This window comes from Rhizobium nepotum 39/7 (assembly GCF_000949865.1).
GTDB classification, from domain to species: domain Bacteria; phylum Pseudomonadota; class Alphaproteobacteria; order Rhizobiales; family Rhizobiaceae; genus Agrobacterium; species Agrobacterium nepotum.
In genome coordinates, this window is sequence record NZ_JWJH01000015.1 from 116,315 (window position 1) to 135,599 (window position 19,285).

A 19,285-nucleotide genomic window follows, 5' to 3' on the forward strand; every position below is an offset into this window, starting at 1 on the left:
TGTCTTAGCCTCCTTGAGGTAAGAGAGGGTTAAAGCAATTGCACAATAATGATGATAATGACTGTTTCTGGTTATTTGGACATGGCCCGGTTTCAAATGGGTTTCGTTGTTCGTCACAAGGCAGGCCAATGATCCGATTATCCGTTCCCGATGCAGGCGACCATGCCGCGTTTCGCTGACACGCAGTCCATGTCTGCGCAAAGCGATGCTGTGTCCCTTTCGGGCAGTCGTCGCGACGCGATTTTTTTCGTCGTCACGATGCTCTATATCTGGATATCCGTCGCGCCTTTTGAAAATCTCGCGGCTCCGCCCGTGCCGCACGCCGCCGCGAACCAGCTGACTGGGCTTGTGATTGCGCTGATTTTGGGCGTTTTTGCCCTGCGCCACCGGTTGACGGGGCTTTTGTTGCGGCCGCGTCTGCCCATTCTGCTGCTGTTTTCCTGGCTTGTGATTTGTTCGGTGATTGGCACCGAGCCCGGCACCTCGCTGCAACGCCTGCTCTTTACAGCCCTCCTGTGCTTCATCACCAGCGTCCTCGTCGTCATGCCGAGGGACCGGCGGCAGTTCGACCGGATGATAGCCGTCTTCGCCGTCATTCTGCTTGCGCTCTGTTATTTCGGGGTGATCTTTCTTCGCTCGCGTGCGATCCACCAGCCTTACGATCTTGATGAAAAAGCGCTTGCTGGCGATTGGCGCGGCATCTTCAATCACAAGAATGCCGCGGCTCCGGCCATGATCATTCTTTTCATGATCGGCCTTTACCTGCGCAATGCCTGGTCGACGGTCGGCGGCATCGCAATCACACTGCTGGCGGGTTTCTTCCTCTGGAAGACCAACGGGAAAACTGCGGCAATGCTGTTGCCCGTCACCATCGCGCTGGTCTGGATCATGGAAAGGCATGCCGGCCGGACATTGCTGATGATCGGCGGTCTTCTGGCTTTCCTCAACATCCTCGCGGTCGGCTCCACCTATTTTCCAAGCATACGGGATCTGGTCGAAAGTCTGGGGATCGATTCCACCTTCACCGGCCGAACGGACATATGGCGACTGTCCTTCGACACCTTCGCGCAATCGCCGATTTTCGGGCAGGGCTTTCAGGCGTTCTGGACGAGCGACCGGCTTCTGGCGCAGGCCGATATTGCTGGCACTTGGGCTGTTTCCGCCTTCCATGCCCATAATGGCTATGTGGAAAGCCTGCTGAATGGCGGCCTGCCAGCCTTTATCCTCATCGTCATATGGCTCGTCATCATACCCGCAAACGACTTCCGGACTGCGGTGGAGAGGGGCACGGATTCGGGATTGACACGGCTTTTCGCACGAATTTGGGTGTATGCGCTGCTTTCTTCGTGTCTTGAGAGTAATTTCTTTACCGGAACCGGGCCTATCTGGTCTTCGTTGCTGATCGCAATCTATTGTTTGAGACATCAGGCATACGACATACTTGAACAGGGACAGTAAATTGCAGACAGGCCGGGGGGCTATGCATGGCGCAGAAAATCGGGACCTTTGCAGACCGGATCAATAATCGGTTCGTGCGGTACTTTCCGGGACCGGCGGTGCGGATCGAAACGTCCGAACCGATCGTCTCCTTTACATTCGACGATGTACCGGCGACTGCCTGGACGGAGGGCGCGCGCATCCTGGAAAACGAGGGTGTTTGCGGGACGTTTTACATTGCGGGCGTTTTCATCGACAAGCACGATAAACAGGAGATGATTTCCACGAAAGGCTGCTCGGAACTGGCTGCGGCCGGCCATGAGCTTGCCTGCCATACCTTTTCCCATCGCAAACTCTCGAGTTTTTCACGGCGCGGGCTTGAGGAGGATCTCGATCGTAACGACAGCGTGCTGGGATCGTTCGATGGAAGCCGGCACATGCGGAATTTCTCCGTTCCTTTCGGCATGGCCTCACCAGTCATGCAGCCCCTGCTGCGGCGCAGGTTCAGGACCGCTCGCGGCATCATGCCCGGCATCAACCGGGGCAACATCGACCCGTATAATCTTGCCGCGGTCGAATTGCGCGCCGATCAAAACTATCTCGATGCCGCCGATCACTGGCTCGACGACGTTTTGCAAAAGGGCGGCTGGCTCGTCATTTTCACCCACGATGTTTCGCAGACGCCGAGCTTTTACGGTTGCCCGGGAGACAGACTTCAGGGCCTCGTCCGCAAGGCGGCGTCCGGCGGTGCGAAGATCATGACGGTCGACGCCGCTGCAAGTACACTCGGCCTGTAAAGGAAGTGTGTTGACGCGCGCGCCGAGACCTACCGCCGGAAGCGTGAAGCCTGCGCCCAAAGTTGCGGGGATCTATTGGCTGGCCCAGATGATGCGGGCGATCCATTCCACGTCGGCCATGTCGAAGCTGCGGTTCGGATGTTCGGGATTGAGCGAAAGAAGCTCGATATTCTTGGGGCTTTGCCGGGCCAGCACCTTGGCCATCACTTCGCCCTCGCGGCTTTTCAACACCACACGGTCGCCGCGCCGCACCTGCGCGCCGGGCTCCACGATGAGGATGTCGCCGTCGCGGTAAAGCGGCATCATGCTTTCGCCCTGCACTTCCAGCGCATAAACGCCCTGCTTGCGCTCGGGAGAAGAAGGGAACTCCACCACATCCCAGCCCTGACCGGCCGGAAAACCGCCATCGTCGAAAAAGCCGCCGGAACCCGCCTGCGCAAAACCGAGCAGGGGAATGGCATTGTCTGGACCGGAAGGTTGCATCGTCTGGGCGGCCTTGCTGAAAGCATAGCCGAAAAACTGGTCGACGCTTGCCCCCGTCGCCTCCAGCACCTTGGATACGGATTCCGTCGAAGGCCAGCGTTTGCGGCCGTCCGGGCCGAAGCGCTTCGATTTGTTGAACGATGTGGGGTCGAGACCGGCACGCTTCGCCAGAGCCGAAGGTGTCAGCTCATGACGCTTGGCAAGCGTATCGATGGCGCTCCAGATCGTCTCGTGTGAAAGCATGATAGAAAGCCCGCAGGTGGAGCAGGTGGCGGAAAAGCTCCTGTCTTTTACGCCCGGAATTTAGACCATATCCGGTCAGGAGTAAAGAAAATAAAGGAATAAAATCCTTGGTTACGCCACCATGGCCGATGTGTTGATCTTGGAAAGCTGGATCACAGCCTGCGTGCGGCTGTCGACCTTGAGTTTCAGCAGGATCGCGGAGACATGCGCCTTGATGGTGGCTTCCGAAACATTCAGCTCATAGGCGATCTGCTTGTTCAGCAAGCCTTCGGCCAGCATGCTCAGAACCCGGCTTTGTTGCGGCGTCAGCGTTCTGAGCCGGCCGATGAGGTCGGTCACATCAGGGTCGTGTTCCTTGTCGCCCTGGCAGCTCTCCGGTATCCAGACATCGCCTTCCAGAACCGTGCGAATGCCATCGCGAATATCGTCGATGCCCGAGGATTTGGAAATGAAACCGGAAGCGCCGAGTTCGATGGACCGGCGAACGGTGGTCGCGTCGTCCGTTGCCGAAACGATGACGATCGGCAGGCTGGAGAATTCCGCTCTCAGCGCCATCAGGCCTGAAAATCCGCTTACCCCCGGCATGGCGAGGTCGAGAAGCATCAGATCGGCGTCGCTGCACGCTGTCGCAGCACTTCGGGCGGCCTCGAAATCCCCGGCTTCCATGATGGTCTGCTGCCCGTCGAGGCCGGATACGGCCTGTTTGAGGGCGCCTCGAAAAAGCGGGTGGTCGTCCGCTATGATAATGACAAGTTCCGACATTCTGGCCCCCTCCCAAGGGCGTTATGCGGTTCTTCAGAAGGTCTGGTGCACTCCAGTTTCCGGCAGTCTGAACGCTTCCGGTTCCTCTGCCCAAAGGTTGCTCCAATCGGTTCCGCATTACAAGAAAAAGCTTGTGGGCAGCCGTCACGGTAATAAAAATGCCGTGGAAACTGTGGACAATCGACCCGCTTTGCGGCAAACCGCCCAGACTGAAAAGCCTTGGAAAGCCTTCGGAGAGCCCCATGCAGGAAACGCCCGCGATCATCTATAAAATCGTGCCGGAGATGTTGTGGAATGCAGCCAAGGCAAAAGGTGTCTTCGAAGGCGCCGCCATCGATCTGACGGATGGTTTCATTCATTTTTCGACGGCGAAACAGGCCGCCGAGACAGCAGCCAGGCATTTTGCGGGTCAGACCGAACTGCTTCTGATCGCGGTCGACGGAGCGGCGCTCGGCGACAAGCTGGTCTATGAGCCCTCCAGAGGCGGCGATCTTTTCCCCCACCTCTATGCTCCTCTTCCCCTCACCGCCGTGCTTTGGGAAACACCGCTTTCGCTCGGTGACGATGGCCACCACCAATTTCCGGAGATTTTGTGATGAGCGGATTATTTTCCTCTATCGGCCGCAAGGGCCTGTTTCTGGTCGATCCGGAAAAGGCGCACGGGCTGTCCGTGGCGGCGTTGAAAAGCGGCTTTTTGCCCACCTGCATGGTGCCGCACGATCCGCGTCTGCAGCAGACCGTGGCTGGCCTCGTTTTCCCCAATCCGCTCGGCATGGCGGCGGGTTACGACAAGAATGCCGAGGTGCCCGGACCGCTTTTGCGGCTCGGCTTCGGTTTCACCGAAATCGGCACCGTCACGCCGCATGCGCAATCCGGCAACCCCAAGCCGCGCATCTTCCGACTGGTCGAGGATGAAGGTGTCATCAACCGCCTCGGTTTCAACAATGAAGGCCATGCGGCCGCGCTGGAGCGTCTGAAGCAGGCACAGCTGCGTGGCATCGTCGGCGTCAATATCGGCGCCAACAAGGATAGCGAAGACCGCATTGCCGATTATGTGCAGGGCATAGAGGCCTTTTATTCCGTCGCATCCTATTTCACCGTCAATATTTCCTCGCCCAACACGCCGGGCCTGCGCGACTTGCAGGCGCGCGAAAGCCTTGCCGCACTTCTTGAAGCGGTGCTGGAGCGCCGGAAAGTGGAAGCCGAACGCTTTGGCAAAAGCATTCCGGTCTTCCTCAAGATCGCGCCCGATTTGACCGAGGAGGGACTGGATGACGTCGCGGAAGAAACGCTGGCCCATGATCTCGATGGCCTGATCGTGTCGAACACCACGCTCTCACGGGAAGGCCTGCGGCCCGGCCCGCACAAGAGCGAGGCCGGCGGATTGTCCGGCAAGCCGCTATTCGAGCTTTCCACCACGGTTCTCGCCAAGATGCGCCGGCGCGTCGGCGCCAATCTGCCGATTATCGGTGTGGGTGGTGTCTCGTCGCCGGAGACGGCACTGGAAAAAGTGAGGGCAGGGGCCGATCTCGTGCAGCTCTATTCCTGCATGGTCTATGAAGGCCCCGGCCTGCCGTCGTCCATCGTCAAGGGCCTGTCGAAACTGGTCGCCCGCGAAGGCGTGCAGTCCATTCGCGACCTGCGCGACAGCACGGTCGACCGCTGGGCCGACCGCAAGCTAGGCTGAGCGTCTCACGCGCAGAGCACCATCGCCCAATAGGGCCGGTTGCGGCTGGCGGCATCATAGGCAACCGCAACGCCGAGGCCGTTATACGGTCCCAGCATGTTTTCGAGATGGTGCCTGGAGCCGATCCAGGCCTTGACCACCCGCTCGACGCTGTCCTGCCCGGCTGCCACGTTTTCCGCCGCAGGTAGCGGCACCTTGCCGTCCTTCATGCGGATGAGGAAGCTGTCGGTCAGGCCGATCAGATGCGCCATCTTCTGCGCCTTGACCATGCGGCCTGCCTGATAAGCGGCAGCCCCACTTGCCGAGCCGTTGATGGCGAGCGGCGAAAGGCCCTTCGAGCGGCGCAACTCGTTGACCATTGGAAGCGCCGCCGCCGTCTCGTCGCGGGTGCCTGACGGCATGCCCTTGTTGGTGGGCATGGAAACGCAGGCGGAAAGAACGGAACCGGCGGAAAGCAGCACGAAGCCACGCCGTGAAAGCGTTTGAAGCGATGTATCGGTCATGTCAGCGGCGGTAGCTCAGCAGGCGCAGGATGATGAAAATGGGAATAACGATCGTCGCTCCGAGGATCAGATAGTCGCCAATTGCGCCCAGCGCATGGAAACCGCTGCGCCACAGATCGACCACGAAGTCGCGTGCACTGTATATGATGTTCCATGGCGTCAATCCGAAGATTGCCATGAGAAAGCCGACGAGCAGTGAAACCACCAGCAGCTTCACCACGGTGCGGGCCACCGTATCACCCAGCATTTTGTTGACCTCACCGGCCATCAGCAAGTCTCCTGTTTTGTCCTGACATATGAAGCGAACCGCTTCGATACAAGTTTCGGTGCACTATATCGCGTCATATCCGCTAATTCCACGGACGGGCCATGAAATAGGACTTGAGTTTTTTTATGGCTTGATAAATGACAGCCAACATCTTCTCAGGAAATCATGAATGGCCGCAAACCAGTTTTCTTCCGGTGACGTCACTGCCGACCGCCGGATGGACTATGCCCGCATGTTGACGGAAAGCGGCGACTACGCCGCTGCCGCCGAACTCGTCGAACAGGCGCTGGAACTTGCGCCGAGATGGGCTGCGGGCTGGTTTCGGCTCGGGGAATATCTTGAAAAGGTAGGCGAGACGGACAAAGCCGTGGCCGCTTACGTAAAAGTGGCCGAGTTGGATGCGGAAGGGCTGTTTGCAGCCGAGCTGAAACTCGCGGTCCTCGGGGCTGTGGAAACGCCGGAGCAACCGCCCAGCCGTTATGTGGAGGGGCTTTTCGACGACTATGCGGATCGTTTCGAAACCTCGCTCGTGACCAAGCTGGATTACAGCGTGCCGCAGAAACTGGCGGAGCTGATCGGCAAGGCGGCGGATGGCGGCGTTTTTGACACCATCGTCGATATCGGTTGCGGTACGGGTCTTCTCGGTGTGGAAATCCGCCCGCTTGCAAAGCGGCTGGAAGGTTTCGACCTATCCCAGAACATGCTCGCCAAGGCGGAAGAAAAAGGTCTTTACGACTATCTCGGCCAGGCCGATCTTTCGCTGGATGCCGCCGCCTCGGGTCTGTTCAGCCCGGCCATGACGCAACACCGCGCCGGTCTCGTCGCCGCTGCCGATGTGATGATGTATCTCGGCAGTCTCGAGACCGTCATGCCGCTCGTTTCGGCCCTGCTTGCGCCCTCCGGTTTCTTCGCCTTTTCGGTGGAGGATGCAGGAGAGGATGAAGGTTTCGTGCTGAGGGAAACGTTGCGTTATGCCCATTCGAAAAGCTACGTGATCGGCCTTCTCGAGCGGACGGGCTTTTCCCTCATCGATATCCGCGAGACCACCATTCGCAAGGATGCCGGCAAACCCCTTGCCGGCATTCTCTTTCTTGCCCGCGCCAATGGCTGAACATCCCGTTTCTTGCCTTTTTCACGATAGGTCAGTCGTCCTTACGTATCCATCTTGATCCCGTGTTTGTTGCAGTGCAAAATACGCGGGAACCTGAGGGAAAAAAGCGTGAGCAGAACGAGAAGCGTTTACAGCATGTGGAGTTCGGATCCGGCCAAACATGCGCCGGTGGAAGACGTGCAGGGCATCGTCACCGGAGCCATCGTGTCGGCGCTCGGCTTTTAGCTTCTGAACAAGGTCGGCCTTTTGACCGGCGGCACCGCCGGCGTCGCCTTTCTCATTCATTATGCCTTCGGCATCAGCTTCGGCCTCCTGTTCTTCCTCGTCAATCTGCCGTTCTATTACCTGTCTTTCCGCCGCCTCGGTCTGGCCTTTTCCGTCAAGACCTTCATCGCCATCGGCCTCGTTTCTGTCCTGACGGAAGTGGAAGCGCGCTGGATGGTCATCGACAGCATCAATCCGCTCTGGGCGGCGCTGCTCGGCGGGCTGCTTCTGGGTTACGGATTGCTGGCGCTTTATCGCCACCGCGCCAGCCTCGGCGGCATCGGCATTCTGGCGATCTACGTCCAGGACCGTTTCGGCATCCGCGCGGGTCTGATCCAGCTTGCCTTCGACGCCTTTGTGATGCTCTGCGCCTTCCTCGTCATCGACCCTGCGACTGTTGCCTATTCGATTGTCGGCGCCTTCGTCCTCAACATGTTCCTCGCCATCAATCATCGTTCGGACAGGTATATCGTCGTACGCTGAGCGAGGCATGCTTGAAATCCACCGCGCTCGGGCGCAATAGCTCGGCAAGGATCGGAAAATCGGGGGAACAGGCATGGACGAGACGAGTGCGCGCAGGCGCCTGAACCTTTGGGCCTCCGCGCCGGATCGTCATTCGCTGCTGGAGGACGCGCAGGGTATTCTGGCGGGCAGCATGCTGGTTTCACTCGGCGTGACGCTGTTTTCCGCAGCCGGCCTTCTCACCGGCGGCGTGGTGGGTCTTGCCTTTCTGGCGCATTATTCCACCGGTTTCAGCTTCGGCGCGGTGTTCTTCCTCGCCAATCTGCCGTTTTATTATCTCGCCTTTCGCCGTCTCGGCCTTGCCTTCACGGTCAAGACCTTCTGCGCCATTGCCATGACGGCGCTGCTTTCCGAATATATACCGGGCTTTTTTGCCTTTCAGAGCATCAATCCGGTTGCCGCAGCCCTTTTCGGCGGATTGACGGTCGCGGCCGGCATGCTGGCGCTGTTCCGCCACCGCACCAGCCTCGGCGGTTTCGGCATATTGGCGCTTTATCTTCAGGATCGTTTCGGCTGGCGCGCGGGCCTCGTCCAGCTCGCCTTCGATAGCATGGTGCTGGCCTGCTCGTTCTTCGTTGCGACGCCCTTCGTCATCATCTGCTCTATCCTTGGGGCGCTGGTCATGAACCTCACACTCGCCATCAATCACCGAAACGACCGCTACATCGCCATGTAGCGGTCGTTTGCGGCGGTCAAGGTGGCTCAGGCAGCCCTGGCCGCGGCGTCTACCGGGTGCTGCGAGCGGAAGCCGACGGCGATGCGGTTCCATGTGTTGATGGCGCCGATGGCAACCGTGATCTTCACGATGTCCTCATCGGAGAAATGCGCCTTCAGGGCCTCGAAGGCGTCATCCGGAGCGCCGGTTTCGGCAATCTTCGTCACCGCATCCACCCAGCCAAGCAACGCCCGTTCCTGTTCGGTGTAGACGGGGGATTCCCGCCACACGCTCATCAGGTTGATCCACTGTTCGGAAAGCCCGTCATGGCGGCTTTCCTTCACATGCATATCCACGCAGAAGGCGCAGCCGTTGATGATCGAGGCGCGCAATTTGATGAGGTGAACGAAGCGCCGCTCAAGACCGCTGCTCTGGACGTAGTTTTCCAGCGCCATTACGGCCTTGAAGGCTTCGGGAGATGCTTTGGCGTAATTCAAACGGGTTCTCATGTTTCTCTCTCCATTGGTTGGGTCGGTTTAAGGGTATGCGTCATCATTCCGGAAAGCGGTGACGCTTCCGGTATTTCGGTGATCCTGTCTTTGGGTCTCAGCGCGTTGTCGTCTTGCGCTCGTTCAGCTCCAGAAAGGCGCAGCCGCGTGCTGCAATACCGCCATCGTCAGTGGCGGCAAGGTCGCCCGCAATGTCGGCAATGGTGGTTTTTGCAAGTTCGGCTCGGTAGACCTTCTCCGCCTTCAGCATCGCGGCATTGATGCCGCAGGGCTTGGTGAAATAACGTCCCGGCAAGGGGTTCGGCCCACGCTGGCGGATTTCCGCGCAACGAAAGGCAGGCTGCGGTCCCTCCACGGCAAGAACAATATCGAGCAGCGTGATCCTGTCGGTCGTCCGGGCGAGACGATAACCGCCCTTCGGCCCCGGCACGGTGGTGACGATCCCAGCGCCGGAAAGCGATTGCAGATGCTTCAGGAGATAGCTCGTGGAAACGCCGTGAAACTCGGCCAGCGCCGCCGCCGAAAGCACGCCGCCTTCGGAAAGTCCCGCCAGCATGCTCACGCTGTGAATAGCCTGTTCAACGCCGTCGCCGAGTTTCATCCGACTTGCTCTTTTGTGGTTTGCTTCTGTATCATGGATATTATTTATCCATGATTATGCTTTCCTGTCAAGCGGGCGTGTTGCGCTCTTCTTTTTTGCAGGTTTTTCACTACCTTGAAGGCGTGAAACACGCAGAGTCTCCCATTTCCGGCACGCAGGTCGGCACCTTGCCTCTTCCATTCCAGAAATGGTTTGCCGAAAAGGGGTGGTCTCCACGCGCCCATCAATTAGAGCTTATGGCGCGGGTGCGGGGCGGCGAGAACATGCTGCTGATTGCGCCGACGGGCGCCGGCAAGACGCTGGGCGGCTTCATGGCTTCGCTTACCGATCTCGCGGAACGCGGCAAGGTTCCGCCCGGTTCCGCCTTTGTCGGCGTGCATACGCTCTATATCTCGCCGCTCAAGGCGCTTGCGGTGGATATCGAGCGCAACCTCACCAAACCCGTTTCCGAAATGGGCCTGCCGATTTCCATCGAAACGCGCACCGGCGATACGCCGCAGGCAAAACGCCAGCGCCAGAAGATCAGGCCGCCCGATATTCTCCTAACGACGCCGGAGCAGGTATCGCTGCTGCTCGCCAACAAGGAGGCCGAGCGCTTTTTCCGCGACCTTAAATATGTGGTGCTGGACGAATTACATTCACTCGTCACTTCCAAACGCGGCCATCTGCTGTCGCTGGCGCTTGCCCGGGTGCGCCGGCACGCCCCGAATGTGCGCTTCATCGGTCTCTCGGCCACGGTGGCGGAACCGATGGACTTGCGCCGTTATCTTGCGCCGCAGGGGCAGGGGGAACCGCCCGCAGGTCTTATAACGGTCGAGGGTGGGGCCAAGCCAAACATCGCCATTCTACACACGGAAGAACGCATCCCGTGGTCCGGCCATTCGGCGCGTTACGCCATGAAGGATTTGTATGCGGCGCTGAAAGAGCACCAGACCACGCTGGTCTTCGTCAACACCCGCTCGCAAGCGGAGCTGATCTTTCAGGAACTCTGGACCATCAATGACGACAATCTGCCGATAGCTTTGCACCACGGCTCGCTGGATACGGCCCAGCGTCGCCGGGTGGAGGCAGCCATGGCCGAAAACCGGCTGCGCGCCGTCGTTGCCACCTCCACGCTCGATCTCGGCATAGACTGGGGCGATGTCGACCTTGTCGTGCATGTCGGTGCGCCCAAGGGCGCAAGCCGCCTTGCCCAGCGTATCGGCCGCGCCAATCACCGCATGGATGAGCCGTCGAAGGCGATCCTCGTTCCCGCCAACCGTTTCGAGGTGATGGAGTGCCGCGCGGCACTGGATGCGAACTATATCGGCGCGCAGGACACACCACCCATCGCCGAAGGCGCGCTCGATGTTCTCGCCCAGCATGTACTCGGCATGGCCTGCGCCGAACCCTTCGACGCGGATGATCTCTACCGCGAGGTGACGAGCGCCTCACCCTATGCCGATCTGCCGCGCGCCACCTTCGACCGGGTGGTGGATTTTACTGCCACCGGCGGTTATGCGCTGCGCACCTATGAGCGCTATGCCCGCATCCGCCAGATGAAGGATGGCCGCTGGCGCGTCTCCAATCCGGCCGTCGCGCAGCAATATCGCCTCAACCTCGGCACCATCGTCGAGGCGGCGGAACTCAATGTCCGCATGGTCAAGCGCAACGCCAAAGGTTCGGTCGGGCGCGGCGGCATGTCGCTCGGCAAGGTCGAGGAATATTTCCTCGAACAGCTGGTGCAGGGCGATACCTTCCTGTTTGCCGGTAAGGTTCTGCGGTTCGAAGGGATCCGCGAGAGCGAATGTCTGGTGTCGCAGGCCTTTTCCATGGATCCGAAAATACCCTCCTATGCCGGCGGCAAGTTTCCGCTTTCCACATACCTTGCGGATCAAGTGCGCTCGATGCTCGCCGATCCCGCCCGTTGGCAGGCGCTGCCGGATCAGGTGCGCGACTGGCTGGCGATCCAGAAGGAGAAATCGATCATTCCCCGGCGCGACGAGCTGCTGGTCGAGACCTTTCCCTTCCGCAAGCGCTTCTTCATGGTCATGTATCCCTTCGAGGGGCGGCTGGCGCACCAGACGCTGGGCATGCTGCTGACGCGGCGGCTGGAGCGGGCGGGCGCAAAACCGATGGGTTTCGTCGCCACCGATTATTCGCTCGCTATCTGGGCCATGGACGATATCGGCAGTCGGTTGAAATCCCGCCGCCTGTCGCTTGGCGAACTTCTCGATGAGGACATGCTGGGCGACGATCTGGAGGCGTGGCTGGACGAATCCTTCATGCTGAAGCGCACTTTCCGCAACTGCGCCGTCATTTCCGGCCTTATCGAACGCCGTCATCCGGGCAAGGAAAAGACCGGCCGTCAGGTCACCGTCTCCGCCGATCTTATTTATGACGTTCTTCGCAGCCATGAGCCGGACCATATTCTGCTGGAGGCGACGCGACGCGATGCGGCGGCGGGACTTTTGGATATTGGTCGTCTTGGCGATATGCTGAAGCGAATCAAGGGGCACACCACCCACCGCGCGCTGGAGCACGTCTCGCCGCTTGCCGTTCCTGTGATGCTGGAAATCGGCCGCGAGACGGTGGCGGGTGAGGCGATGGATCAGGTGCTGGCCGAGGCGGCAGACGAGCTGATCGCCGAGGCGATGTCCTGAAGCATCGGATCGGAATGAAGGAACGAAGGTAAACGTGCTGAGCCGGCTGACATTGAGCGACAGGTTTTCCAACGGCTTCGAATGCCTCGGCAGCGAAACCGCCGTGAACGGCGTCGCTGCCTGGTGCGATCCGCTGGGCGGGCTTTACCTGCCGGACCTGTCGCTGCTCGTCGTTTCCGACCTGCATCTGGAAAAGGGTGCAGCCTTTGCCCGGCGCGGGCGGATGCTGCCGCCCTACGACACCATCGCCACGCTTAAAATCCTGTCTTCCCTTGTCAGCCGCTATGATCCGAAGATCGTCGTCAGCCTCGGCGACAATTTCCATGATCGCGTTGGCTCGCAGCATCTGCCGCTGATGCTGCGCGACCTCATCCGTGAGATGGCCCGTGGCCGCGAGTGGATATGGATCAACGGCAATCACGATCCTGATGGTACGGTCGATCTGCCGGGGTCTTCGGTGGACGAGATGTTCTACGCCAATCTCGTCTTCCGCCACGAGCCGAAAATAGGGGAGGTCGCCGGCGAAATCGCCGGCCACCTGCATCCATCGGCCACGGTTCGCCGTCGTGAAAAGACGGTGCGGCGACCCTGTTTCGCCACCGATGGTTCCCGGCTTTTGATGCCGGCTTTCGGTGTCATGAGCGGCGGGCTGGATCTGCGGCACAAGGCCATGCGCGGCCTCTTCAATCACGCTGCACTCGTCGCGCATCTGATGGGGCGGGACCGCATCTATTCGGTGCGGTTTTCAAATCTGCTCGGCTGAGCGTGTCGGTTTGCCCTGCGCGGGCGGCGGACACTCTCTTTTGCCGGATGAAAACTCAGTCCTTGCGGAAAATAATACTCGCACCCCAGCCGGTGACGACGGCCAGCAGAACGCACAGCGCGCCATAGGCAAGCGGCGTCTGATGCGCCGCGTCGGTGATCGCCTGTTCCATGCCGGTCTTGACGACACGCAGTTTCAGCTCGCGCTGGGCGATGAAGTTACCGCTCTTGAAGAGATAGGCGCGGGCGGTGTGTACGCCGTTCGGCACGTTGGCGGGCAGGCGCAATGTTGCCCAGAACAGGCCGGTGCGTTCCAGCCTCACCCCGGTCGTGTCGTTGCGATAAATGCCGCTTGAAAGCTTGAGCCGCCGGTAGGCCTCCTGGAAATCGAAGACATTGTCGGGCACGCCGGAGAATACGGCACTTTTGAGCGACAGGTGTTCGACACCCAGCCCCATTGCCCGCAATGCGCCGGGCGAAGCGATGGCGCTGATATCGCGGGTGCTGGCCATGGAATAGGATTCCGGCAGCGGCGTGAAGGTGATGGCGCTGGTATTGATCCAGATGCCGGCCACACGCTCTTTCTTGCGCACGGTCATGTAATCGCTGGGACCTTCGAGGGTCACGACGATATCATATTGCCCGATTGCCAGCAGCAGCTGGTCGGTATTGTTGAGAGCACCGAAGAGCGTGAAATCCGCCCCGCGAAAATCCGAGGCGATGGGAATTTCCGTCGTCGATGCGCCGATCTCGATATTTTCCTGCAAGGATCGCTGCTGCGTTCCGGGCGGCAGGGCAAGCGGCGGCGTCTGCGCCGAAGCCGTTTCCCAAAAGGCAAGACATGGCGAGAGAAGAAGTGCGGCGATCAGCAGGCGGCGGGTCAATAGCCTAACCCTCCGACAGCGACCGAAAACAGGTCTTCCGGGCGCACCACCAGTGCCACGGCAAGGCGAAGGGCGACCGCGAGCACCAGCAGCGCCAGCAGCGCGCGCAATTGTTCGCCGCGCAACTTCTGCCCCACGCGCACGCCATATTGTGCACCGATGACACCGGCCACCATCAGGATGAAGGCCAGCACCACATCGACGGAATAGTTCGTCGCGGCCTGAACGATGGTCGTATAGGCGGTCACGAAAATGATCTGGAACAGCGAGGTGCCGACGACGACGCTGGTTGGGATGCGCAGAAGATAGATCATGGCCGGAACCATGATGAAGCCGCCGCCGACGCCCATGATCGAGGTCAGGATGCCGATGCCGAACCCCAGCGTGACGATCGGGATGATGCTGAGATAGATCTTCGATTTCTTGAACCGCATTTTAAGCGGCAGGCGGTGAACCCAGTTGTGATGGCCGGGACGGCGCAAGGTCACGGTTTCGTTGCGGGCGGCACGGCGAAGCGCGGAAATGCTTTCCTTGAGCATCAACGTGCCGACGGTGCCGAGCAGGACGACGTAGAGCAGCGAAACGATGAGATCGAGTTGGCCGATGCTGCGCAGATAGGAGAATATCCATACGCCGACCGTGGCGCCCAGAAGACCGCCCACAAGCAGTACACTGCCGAGCTTCACATCCAGTGTTCCGCGTCGGAAATGCGTGATGGAGCCGGAGACGGAGGAGGCCACCACCTGGTTCGCACCAGTCGCCACGGCCACCACGGGCGGAATATTGTAGAAAATCAACAGCGGGGTGATGAGAAAACCGCCGCCCACGCCGAACATGCCGGAAAGAAAACCGACGGCCGCGCCCATGCCGAGAATGATGAAAATATTCACCGACAGTTCTGCGATCGGCAGATAGACAGTCACGGCTCGGACCTCGGGCAAATGGTTCCGGGCGACAGGGCCTGTCCGGGTGGGAGGCCGCGCCGCGATTTACATTTTCTGTCTGAAAAGACCGGGCATGCCCCGCCTTCATTCGTCATGCCCGCGAGGGTCTGACGTGTCAACATTCAACGGTAAATACGTTGATAATTTGGAAAGATAGAGGTCGGGCGTGGGGGCTGCGCCACATTCCGACGCCAAACTGTGGGAAAGCGGCCCATGCGGCCGCTCCAATCGTTGCCGAACGGTTATTTGTTGCGGGCGAGCAGGGCGGTCACCAGCTCGTTGGTGATGCGCCCGTCAGGCGTCTGGCCCACGGATTTCTGGAAGTCCTTGATGGCCGTAACCGTGTTCTTGCCAAGCTTGCCATCGGGCTGCCCGGCGTCGAAACCGTTCTTGTTCAGGATCGCCTGAATGTTGCGGATCGCTTTTTCCATGTCCACGGAAGCGGTCTTCACGCCCTCTTTGCCGGCCCATTCATCGGGTGGATTGACGTTGTTGGCGTCTTCCGAAAGCGGCTTGACCTTCCATGCGTCGGCTTTCGTACGGGCGCTCTGAAGCTGTTGCGGCTCCATCGCCCCGGCAACCTCGTCGCGCTTCTGGGCGGCATCCGTGTCGCCATCCTTGGCTGCAATGGAAAACCACTTGTAGGACTCTTCGATATCCTGCTTCACGCCGCTTCCGCGTGCATAGAGAATGGCGAGGTTGAACTGGCTATCGCGGACGCCGAGTTCGGAAGCCTTGATGAACCATTGCGCAGCGGCCGCGAAATCCGGCTGGCCAGCCGCGTCGGAGGCGAGCAGGACGGCGAGATTGTGCATTGCGCCTGCATTGCCCTGTTCCGCCGCCAGCGTGTAGTAGCGCTTCGCTTCGGAAAGGTTGCGCTCGACGCCATTCGCCTTCTCGTAAAGATTGGCAAGGCGATATTGCGCAGGAGCAAGACCGCGATCTGCAGCCAGCTTGTACCATTTTGCGGCTTCCGTGCGATCGGCGGCAAGGCCGCGACCTTCGGTGTAGCGGGCTGCGATCTCGTACAGCGCCTGTGTATCGCCCTTTGCTGCCGCTTCCGTCAGCGATGCCGGCTCGACCCCTGCGGGAACCGCAATCGCGTTCTGGGCGGAGGTGGCGGGGGCAACGGCTTGCGCCGGTGCCTGCTGCTGGTTCTGCGCAACTGTGCCGGAGGTCGCTGCATCCACCGTCGGAGCACCGGCGCTCGGCGGTTTGTTGGCCAGCGGTGCGCCGCCGATGGTACGCGGATCGATGGTGTTTTCCGGCGATGCCGCATTTTCGATGCTGTCGGCGGATGCCGCCTGCTGCGGGTCGATGGCGAGATCGGAAGGGATGGTGACGGCCTTGTCGCCGGTCTCGGGAAGTGCGGAGACCGGAGCATTGTCCATTTTCTGTTCGATGACCGGTGCCGGTGCCTCAATCGGGGCTTCCGCGCCGCCGATCATCGACTTGACGAGCGGCATGGCCATCATGGCGAGAAGAATGGCGCCGATGCCGAGCAGCAGCGGGCGGCGATAGCGCGAGAGCGCCGAAGTGTCGGCTTTGCGGCTCTTCTTGCCGGTTTCAAGCTTCTCCGGCGATGTCTCCATGGCGGCGGCCTGCGCTGCACGACGGGCGGCGGCTATGAAATCCGTCCGCCCTTCGGCGTCCGCAGCCTTGCCGTTGGCGGCGACCTGGCTGGCGCGCACCCGCTCCAGTATCTTCTTGATATCAGGCGCCCCAGAACCGGGCTCCAGAAGTTCGTTCTCCTGACCCGCGGGCAGAGCGTCGATCGGATCGAGCGAGGGAGCGGGTTCCACCTGCGTGCGCGTGGTGGTCGCCGATACGGGTTCCGATGCCGATTGAGCGGTCTTCGCCGTGCCGGTTTTGAAACGCTTCGTCAGGCCGGCAAGCAGGCTCGTTTTTTCTGCTTTTGCGGGATTTGCAGAGGCGGGCGGCACGATCGCCACCACATCCGCATCGTTTTCGTAGGCGTTCCGCACAGTGTCGAGAATGGCCTGTTCTTCGGCGATATAACCGTCCTGCGGGAAGATGGCGGCCGGCATGGCCACATCTTCGCGAGCGGAAGCGACCATATGCTGCGCGACGTTGCGTGGTGCTGCCTCTCCGCGATAGGCGGGAGCGGCATCGCGATTGTCGAGGCTGTCGAGCCGGCCGGCGATCTGCACCAGCGTCTCGTGCAGCGCCTCGAAGGTGCGGTGCGTGCGTTCTTCGGTGTTGCGGCTCAGTGCCTCGAGGCTGCGCAGATCGGTGGCGAGATCGGTCAGCATCGTCATGTCGGCGAGGTTTGTGCCGGCGGAGATATTGTTGCGTGTAAAGGCGTCCAGAACGGCCTCAGCCGCCTGCCGCGCCGCTTCGATGATATATTCGTCGTTGGAGGACATATAGTCCTCGATCGCCGACATGCGGGCATCGAGTTCAGGCGACATGCCTGCCGGCTGGTGGTGACCCGGCTGGCTGATCAGCGAGGAGAGGTGGGATATCTGGTTTTCGAGGCTCGCCAGCGCGCCGCTGTCGGCCGGTGCGGCATGGGTGGATTCGTCCAGACGGGCCGCAATATTGCCAAGCCGCTCTTCCAGACGCGAAAAGGCGCTCTCGTTGAAGCCGGCGACCGGCTGCGGCTGGCTGTAGCGATAGTCGAGATCCTCGATCCGCCGCGAAAGCGTGTCGAGCCGTTCCGCCAGACCGTCATTGACGGTGCCGTGATCCAGCGCGTCGATCTTGCGGGAAATATCGCTGAGGAAGGATGTCAGTTCCGCCTGCTGCGACGGGCGCTGCGACCGCTCCAGAAGCAGGGAAAGCTGGTCCAGCCGCTCATGCAGCTGTGCGGCGTCGCGCGCGGTGCTCAATTCGTCGATCTTGGCCGCCAGCGTTTCAAGACGGGCAGTGAGATCCAGAGTCGGTTCAGGCTTGACGGCGGCAAGGCGGTTGATATCGCCGAGTTGTTCGGAAAGGCCGTTGAGGCGAGTTTCCAACCGCTGGGCGAGCGCATTGTCCGTGGCCTGCGCATTCGAGCGGGCGCCGGTCGCGGCAATCGCACGGCTTATTTCGTCCAGCCGCTGGTCGAGACCGGAAAACTGTTCGCTAAAGGCCGCCTCGTTGGGCTGCATATGCTTGCCGAGTTGCTCCACGGCGCTCGCAATCGTGATCAGCTTTTCTTCGAGCACGCGCACGGCCGGATTGCTGCTCATGCCGCCGAGCTGGGTCTTGATGTCGTCGAGACGATAGGCGAGCGAGACGATTTCATCCTGCAGCGAGGCCGCATCGAAACCGCGCAACGTGTCTTCCACCGTGTTCCAGCGGCTTTCGATGCGGTGAACGCTGTCTTCGCGCGCAAGCTGGTCGATGGTGAGACGCAGGTCTTCGAATTCATTGCGCAGCCCGTAGGCATCCGGAGATGCGAGGTTACCGAGCTGGTCGATGCTGCCGGCAAGCCGTGCAATATCGTCGCGCAGATCGCCGATGAACTGCTGGTCTTCCGCGATTGCGCGAATATTGCGGATTTCGGCACGCAGCCCCTGCGCCTCTCGCGCCACGCCTTCGGAAATATCGTTCTTCAGCTCGTGCCGCAGGTTGACGAGTGCCTGCGCGATCTCCTGCAACGCCACGTCATTGCGCTGCTGCTCCTGATAGGGCGGGATGGAGCGTGCGCGCGGTGCGGGATTGGTTGCCGCGCTCTGTACGTCGTTCGGCCGGTATTCCGGCGCAAGCGGTCTGGTGATGGTTCGTTCCGGGCGCGCAACGGGCTCCTGCGGGCGCTGGAAGCTCGCCTCGAGAAGGCGTTGGCGCTGGCGGATTTCGTTGACGGGGTCGAGCTGCGGCGGGGTGACGGTGGCGCGCGGCTCGCGCGGGGCGGCATAAGCCTCGTTTTTCGGTTCCTGCACAGGGCTCGCGGCCCGAGGATCGCGCGGAAACTTCTGGCTCATCAGCCCTTCGATACGGGCTTCAAGGCCTTCAATGGTGCGATTGAGAGCATCAAGAGACGACCTGTCGCTTGGCTGTTGGTTTTTCGATCGCAATCCGTTCATCTTCTCGCTCGCTTCGCTTCCGTCCGGCGTGCCCGGTTGTTTGTCGCGACGGTTGCCTGTCTGGTCATGCCGTCGCCGCACATTCAGCAATTCTAGAGCCGATATTTGCCCCCTTGGAGGGAAATGCGCCGATTGACGAAGCAGTTACCTCTTGTCGGAGAATTCACGAAACGTGGTAAA

The 19,285-nt window shown here is 60.5% G+C and carries 17 protein-coding genes and 1 pseudogene; 9 read left to right on the forward strand and 9 right to left on the reverse strand.

Features of this window, described 5'->3' with window-relative positions; all coding sequences use genetic code 11:
- The first annotated feature begins 162 nt into the window (after positions 1 to 162).
- Positions 163 to 1,458 carry a Wzy-type polysaccharide biosynthesis protein UppY gene (gene uppY / locus RS75_RS16525; RefSeq protein WP_045022335.1) on the forward strand — a complete coding sequence of 432 codons (1,296 nt, stop codon included), beginning with the start codon at positions 163 to 165 and terminating at the stop codon, positions 1,456 to 1,458.
- Between the two features lie 26 nt (positions 1,459 to 1,484).
- The gene (locus tag RS75_RS16530) at positions 1,485 to 2,234 is read left to right on the forward strand and encodes a polysaccharide deacetylase family protein (RefSeq protein ID WP_045022239.1); all 750 of its coding nucleotides are present in this window, start codon (positions 1,485 to 1,487) and stop codon (positions 2,232 to 2,234) included.
- Between the two features lie 72 nt (positions 2,235 to 2,306).
- On the opposite strand, the gene RS75_RS16535 is transcribed toward RS75_RS16530, so the two are convergent.
- The gene (locus tag RS75_RS16535; protein WP_045022241.1) at positions 2,307 to 2,960 is read right to left on the reverse strand and encodes a S24 family peptidase; all 654 of its coding nucleotides are present in this window, start codon (positions 2,958 to 2,960) and stop codon (positions 2,307 to 2,309) included.
- Positions 2,961 to 3,071: 111 nt separating this feature from the next.
- A complete protein-coding gene (locus RS75_RS16540; protein WP_045022243.1) occupies positions 3,072 to 3,722 on the reverse strand; it encodes a response regulator in 651 nt (216 codons plus the stop codon).
- Positions 3,723 to 3,964: 242 nt separating this feature from the next.
- On the opposite strand from RS75_RS16540, the gene RS75_RS16545 reads away from it, so the two are divergent.
- Together RS75_RS16545 and RS75_RS16550 are read left to right on the forward strand one after the other, a co-directional pair.
- On the forward strand, positions 3,965 to 4,318 hold the full coding sequence (locus RS75_RS16545; protein WP_045022246.1) for a DUF952 domain-containing protein: 354 nt from the start codon (positions 3,965 to 3,967) through the stop codon (positions 4,316 to 4,318).
- Positions 4,318 to 5,409: a quinone-dependent dihydroorotate dehydrogenase gene (locus RS75_RS16550; RefSeq protein ID WP_045022248.1), complete on the forward strand. Its 1,092-nt coding sequence runs from the start codon at positions 4,318 to 4,320 to the stop codon at positions 5,407 to 5,409. Before RS75_RS16545 ends, RS75_RS16550 begins: the two co-directional genes overlap by 1 nt.
- A 5-nt stretch (positions 5,410 to 5,414) precedes the next feature.
- Here RS75_RS16550 and RS75_RS16555 read toward each other — a convergent pair whose 3' ends face one another.
- Together RS75_RS16555 and RS75_RS16560 are read right to left on the reverse strand one after the other, a co-directional pair.
- Entirely contained in the window at positions 5,415 to 5,912 is a 498-nt protein-coding gene (locus RS75_RS16555; RefSeq protein WP_045022250.1) for a CAP domain-containing protein, read from the reverse strand.
- A gap of 1 nt (position 5,913) precedes the next feature.
- The gene (locus tag RS75_RS16560) at positions 5,914 to 6,180 is read right to left on the reverse strand and encodes a DUF6460 domain-containing protein (RefSeq protein WP_045022252.1); all 267 of its coding nucleotides are present in this window, start codon (positions 6,178 to 6,180) and stop codon (positions 5,914 to 5,916) included.
- 169 nt (positions 6,181 to 6,349) lie between these two features.
- On the opposite strand from RS75_RS16560, the gene RS75_RS16565 reads away from it, so the two are divergent.
- The 3 genes and pseudogenes from RS75_RS16565 to RS75_RS16575 all read left to right on the forward strand — a co-directional run bounded on the left by RS75_RS16565 (position 6,350) and on the right by RS75_RS16575 (position 8,753).
- Positions 6,350 to 7,291: a class I SAM-dependent DNA methyltransferase gene (locus RS75_RS16565; protein ID WP_045022254.1), complete on the forward strand. Its 942-nt coding sequence runs from the start codon at positions 6,350 to 6,352 to the stop codon at positions 7,289 to 7,291.
- Between the two features lie 135 nt (positions 7,292 to 7,426).
- Positions 7,427 to 8,038, forward strand: a pseudogene (locus RS75_RS16570) (YitT family protein).
- Positions 8,039 to 8,111: 73 nt separating this feature from the next.
- The gene (locus RS75_RS16575) at positions 8,112 to 8,753 is read left to right on the forward strand and encodes a YitT family protein (protein ID WP_045022256.1); all 642 of its coding nucleotides are present in this window, start codon (positions 8,112 to 8,114) and stop codon (positions 8,751 to 8,753) included.
- A gap of 26 nt (positions 8,754 to 8,779) precedes the next feature.
- Here the strand turns inward: RS75_RS16575 and RS75_RS16580 are convergent, their stop codons facing one another.
- Positions 8,780 to 9,241, reverse strand: a complete 462-nt coding sequence (locus RS75_RS16580) for a carboxymuconolactone decarboxylase family protein (RefSeq protein WP_045022257.1) — start codon at positions 9,239 to 9,241, stop codon at positions 8,780 to 8,782.
- 97 nt (positions 9,242 to 9,338) lie between these two features.
- Positions 9,339 to 9,842, reverse strand: a complete 504-nt coding sequence (locus tag RS75_RS16585; protein ID WP_045022258.1) for an RrF2 family transcriptional regulator — start codon at positions 9,840 to 9,842, stop codon at positions 9,339 to 9,341.
- 50 nt (positions 9,843 to 9,892) lie between these two features.
- On the opposite strand from RS75_RS16585, the gene RS75_RS16590 reads away from it, so the two are divergent.
- Both RS75_RS16590 and pdeM read left to right on the forward strand, forming a co-directional pair.
- On the forward strand, positions 9,893 to 12,484 hold the full coding sequence (locus RS75_RS16590) for a ligase-associated DNA damage response DEXH box helicase (protein WP_234704287.1): 2,592 nt from the start codon (positions 9,893 to 9,895) through the stop codon (positions 12,482 to 12,484).
- A gap of 34 nt (positions 12,485 to 12,518) precedes the next feature.
- Positions 12,519 to 13,247: a ligase-associated DNA damage response endonuclease PdeM gene (pdeM, locus tag RS75_RS16595; RefSeq protein ID WP_045022260.1), complete on the forward strand. Its 729-nt coding sequence runs from the start codon at positions 12,519 to 12,521 to the stop codon at positions 13,245 to 13,247.
- A 55-nt stretch (positions 13,248 to 13,302) separates the two neighbouring features.
- Here the strand turns inward: pdeM and RS75_RS16600 are convergent, their stop codons facing one another.
- From RS75_RS16600 to podJ, 3 genes are all read right to left on the reverse strand, one after another.
- On the reverse strand, positions 13,303 to 14,130 hold the full coding sequence (locus RS75_RS16600; RefSeq protein WP_045022262.1) for a TIGR02186 family protein: 828 nt from the start codon (positions 14,128 to 14,130) through the stop codon (positions 13,303 to 13,305).
- Positions 14,127 to 15,053 (reverse strand): sulfite exporter TauE/SafE family protein, encoded by a 927-nt coding sequence (locus RS75_RS16605; protein WP_045022339.1) that lies wholly within the window; start codon positions 15,051 to 15,053, stop codon positions 14,127 to 14,129. Before RS75_RS16605 ends, RS75_RS16600 begins: the two co-directional genes overlap by 4 nt.
- 263 nt (positions 15,054 to 15,316) lie before the next feature.
- The gene (gene podJ, locus RS75_RS16610; protein WP_084687008.1) at positions 15,317 to 19,105 is read right to left on the reverse strand and encodes a cell division protein PodJ; all 3,789 of its coding nucleotides are present in this window, start codon (positions 19,103 to 19,105) and stop codon (positions 15,317 to 15,319) included.
- Between the last annotated feature and the right edge of the window lie 180 nt (positions 19,106 to 19,285).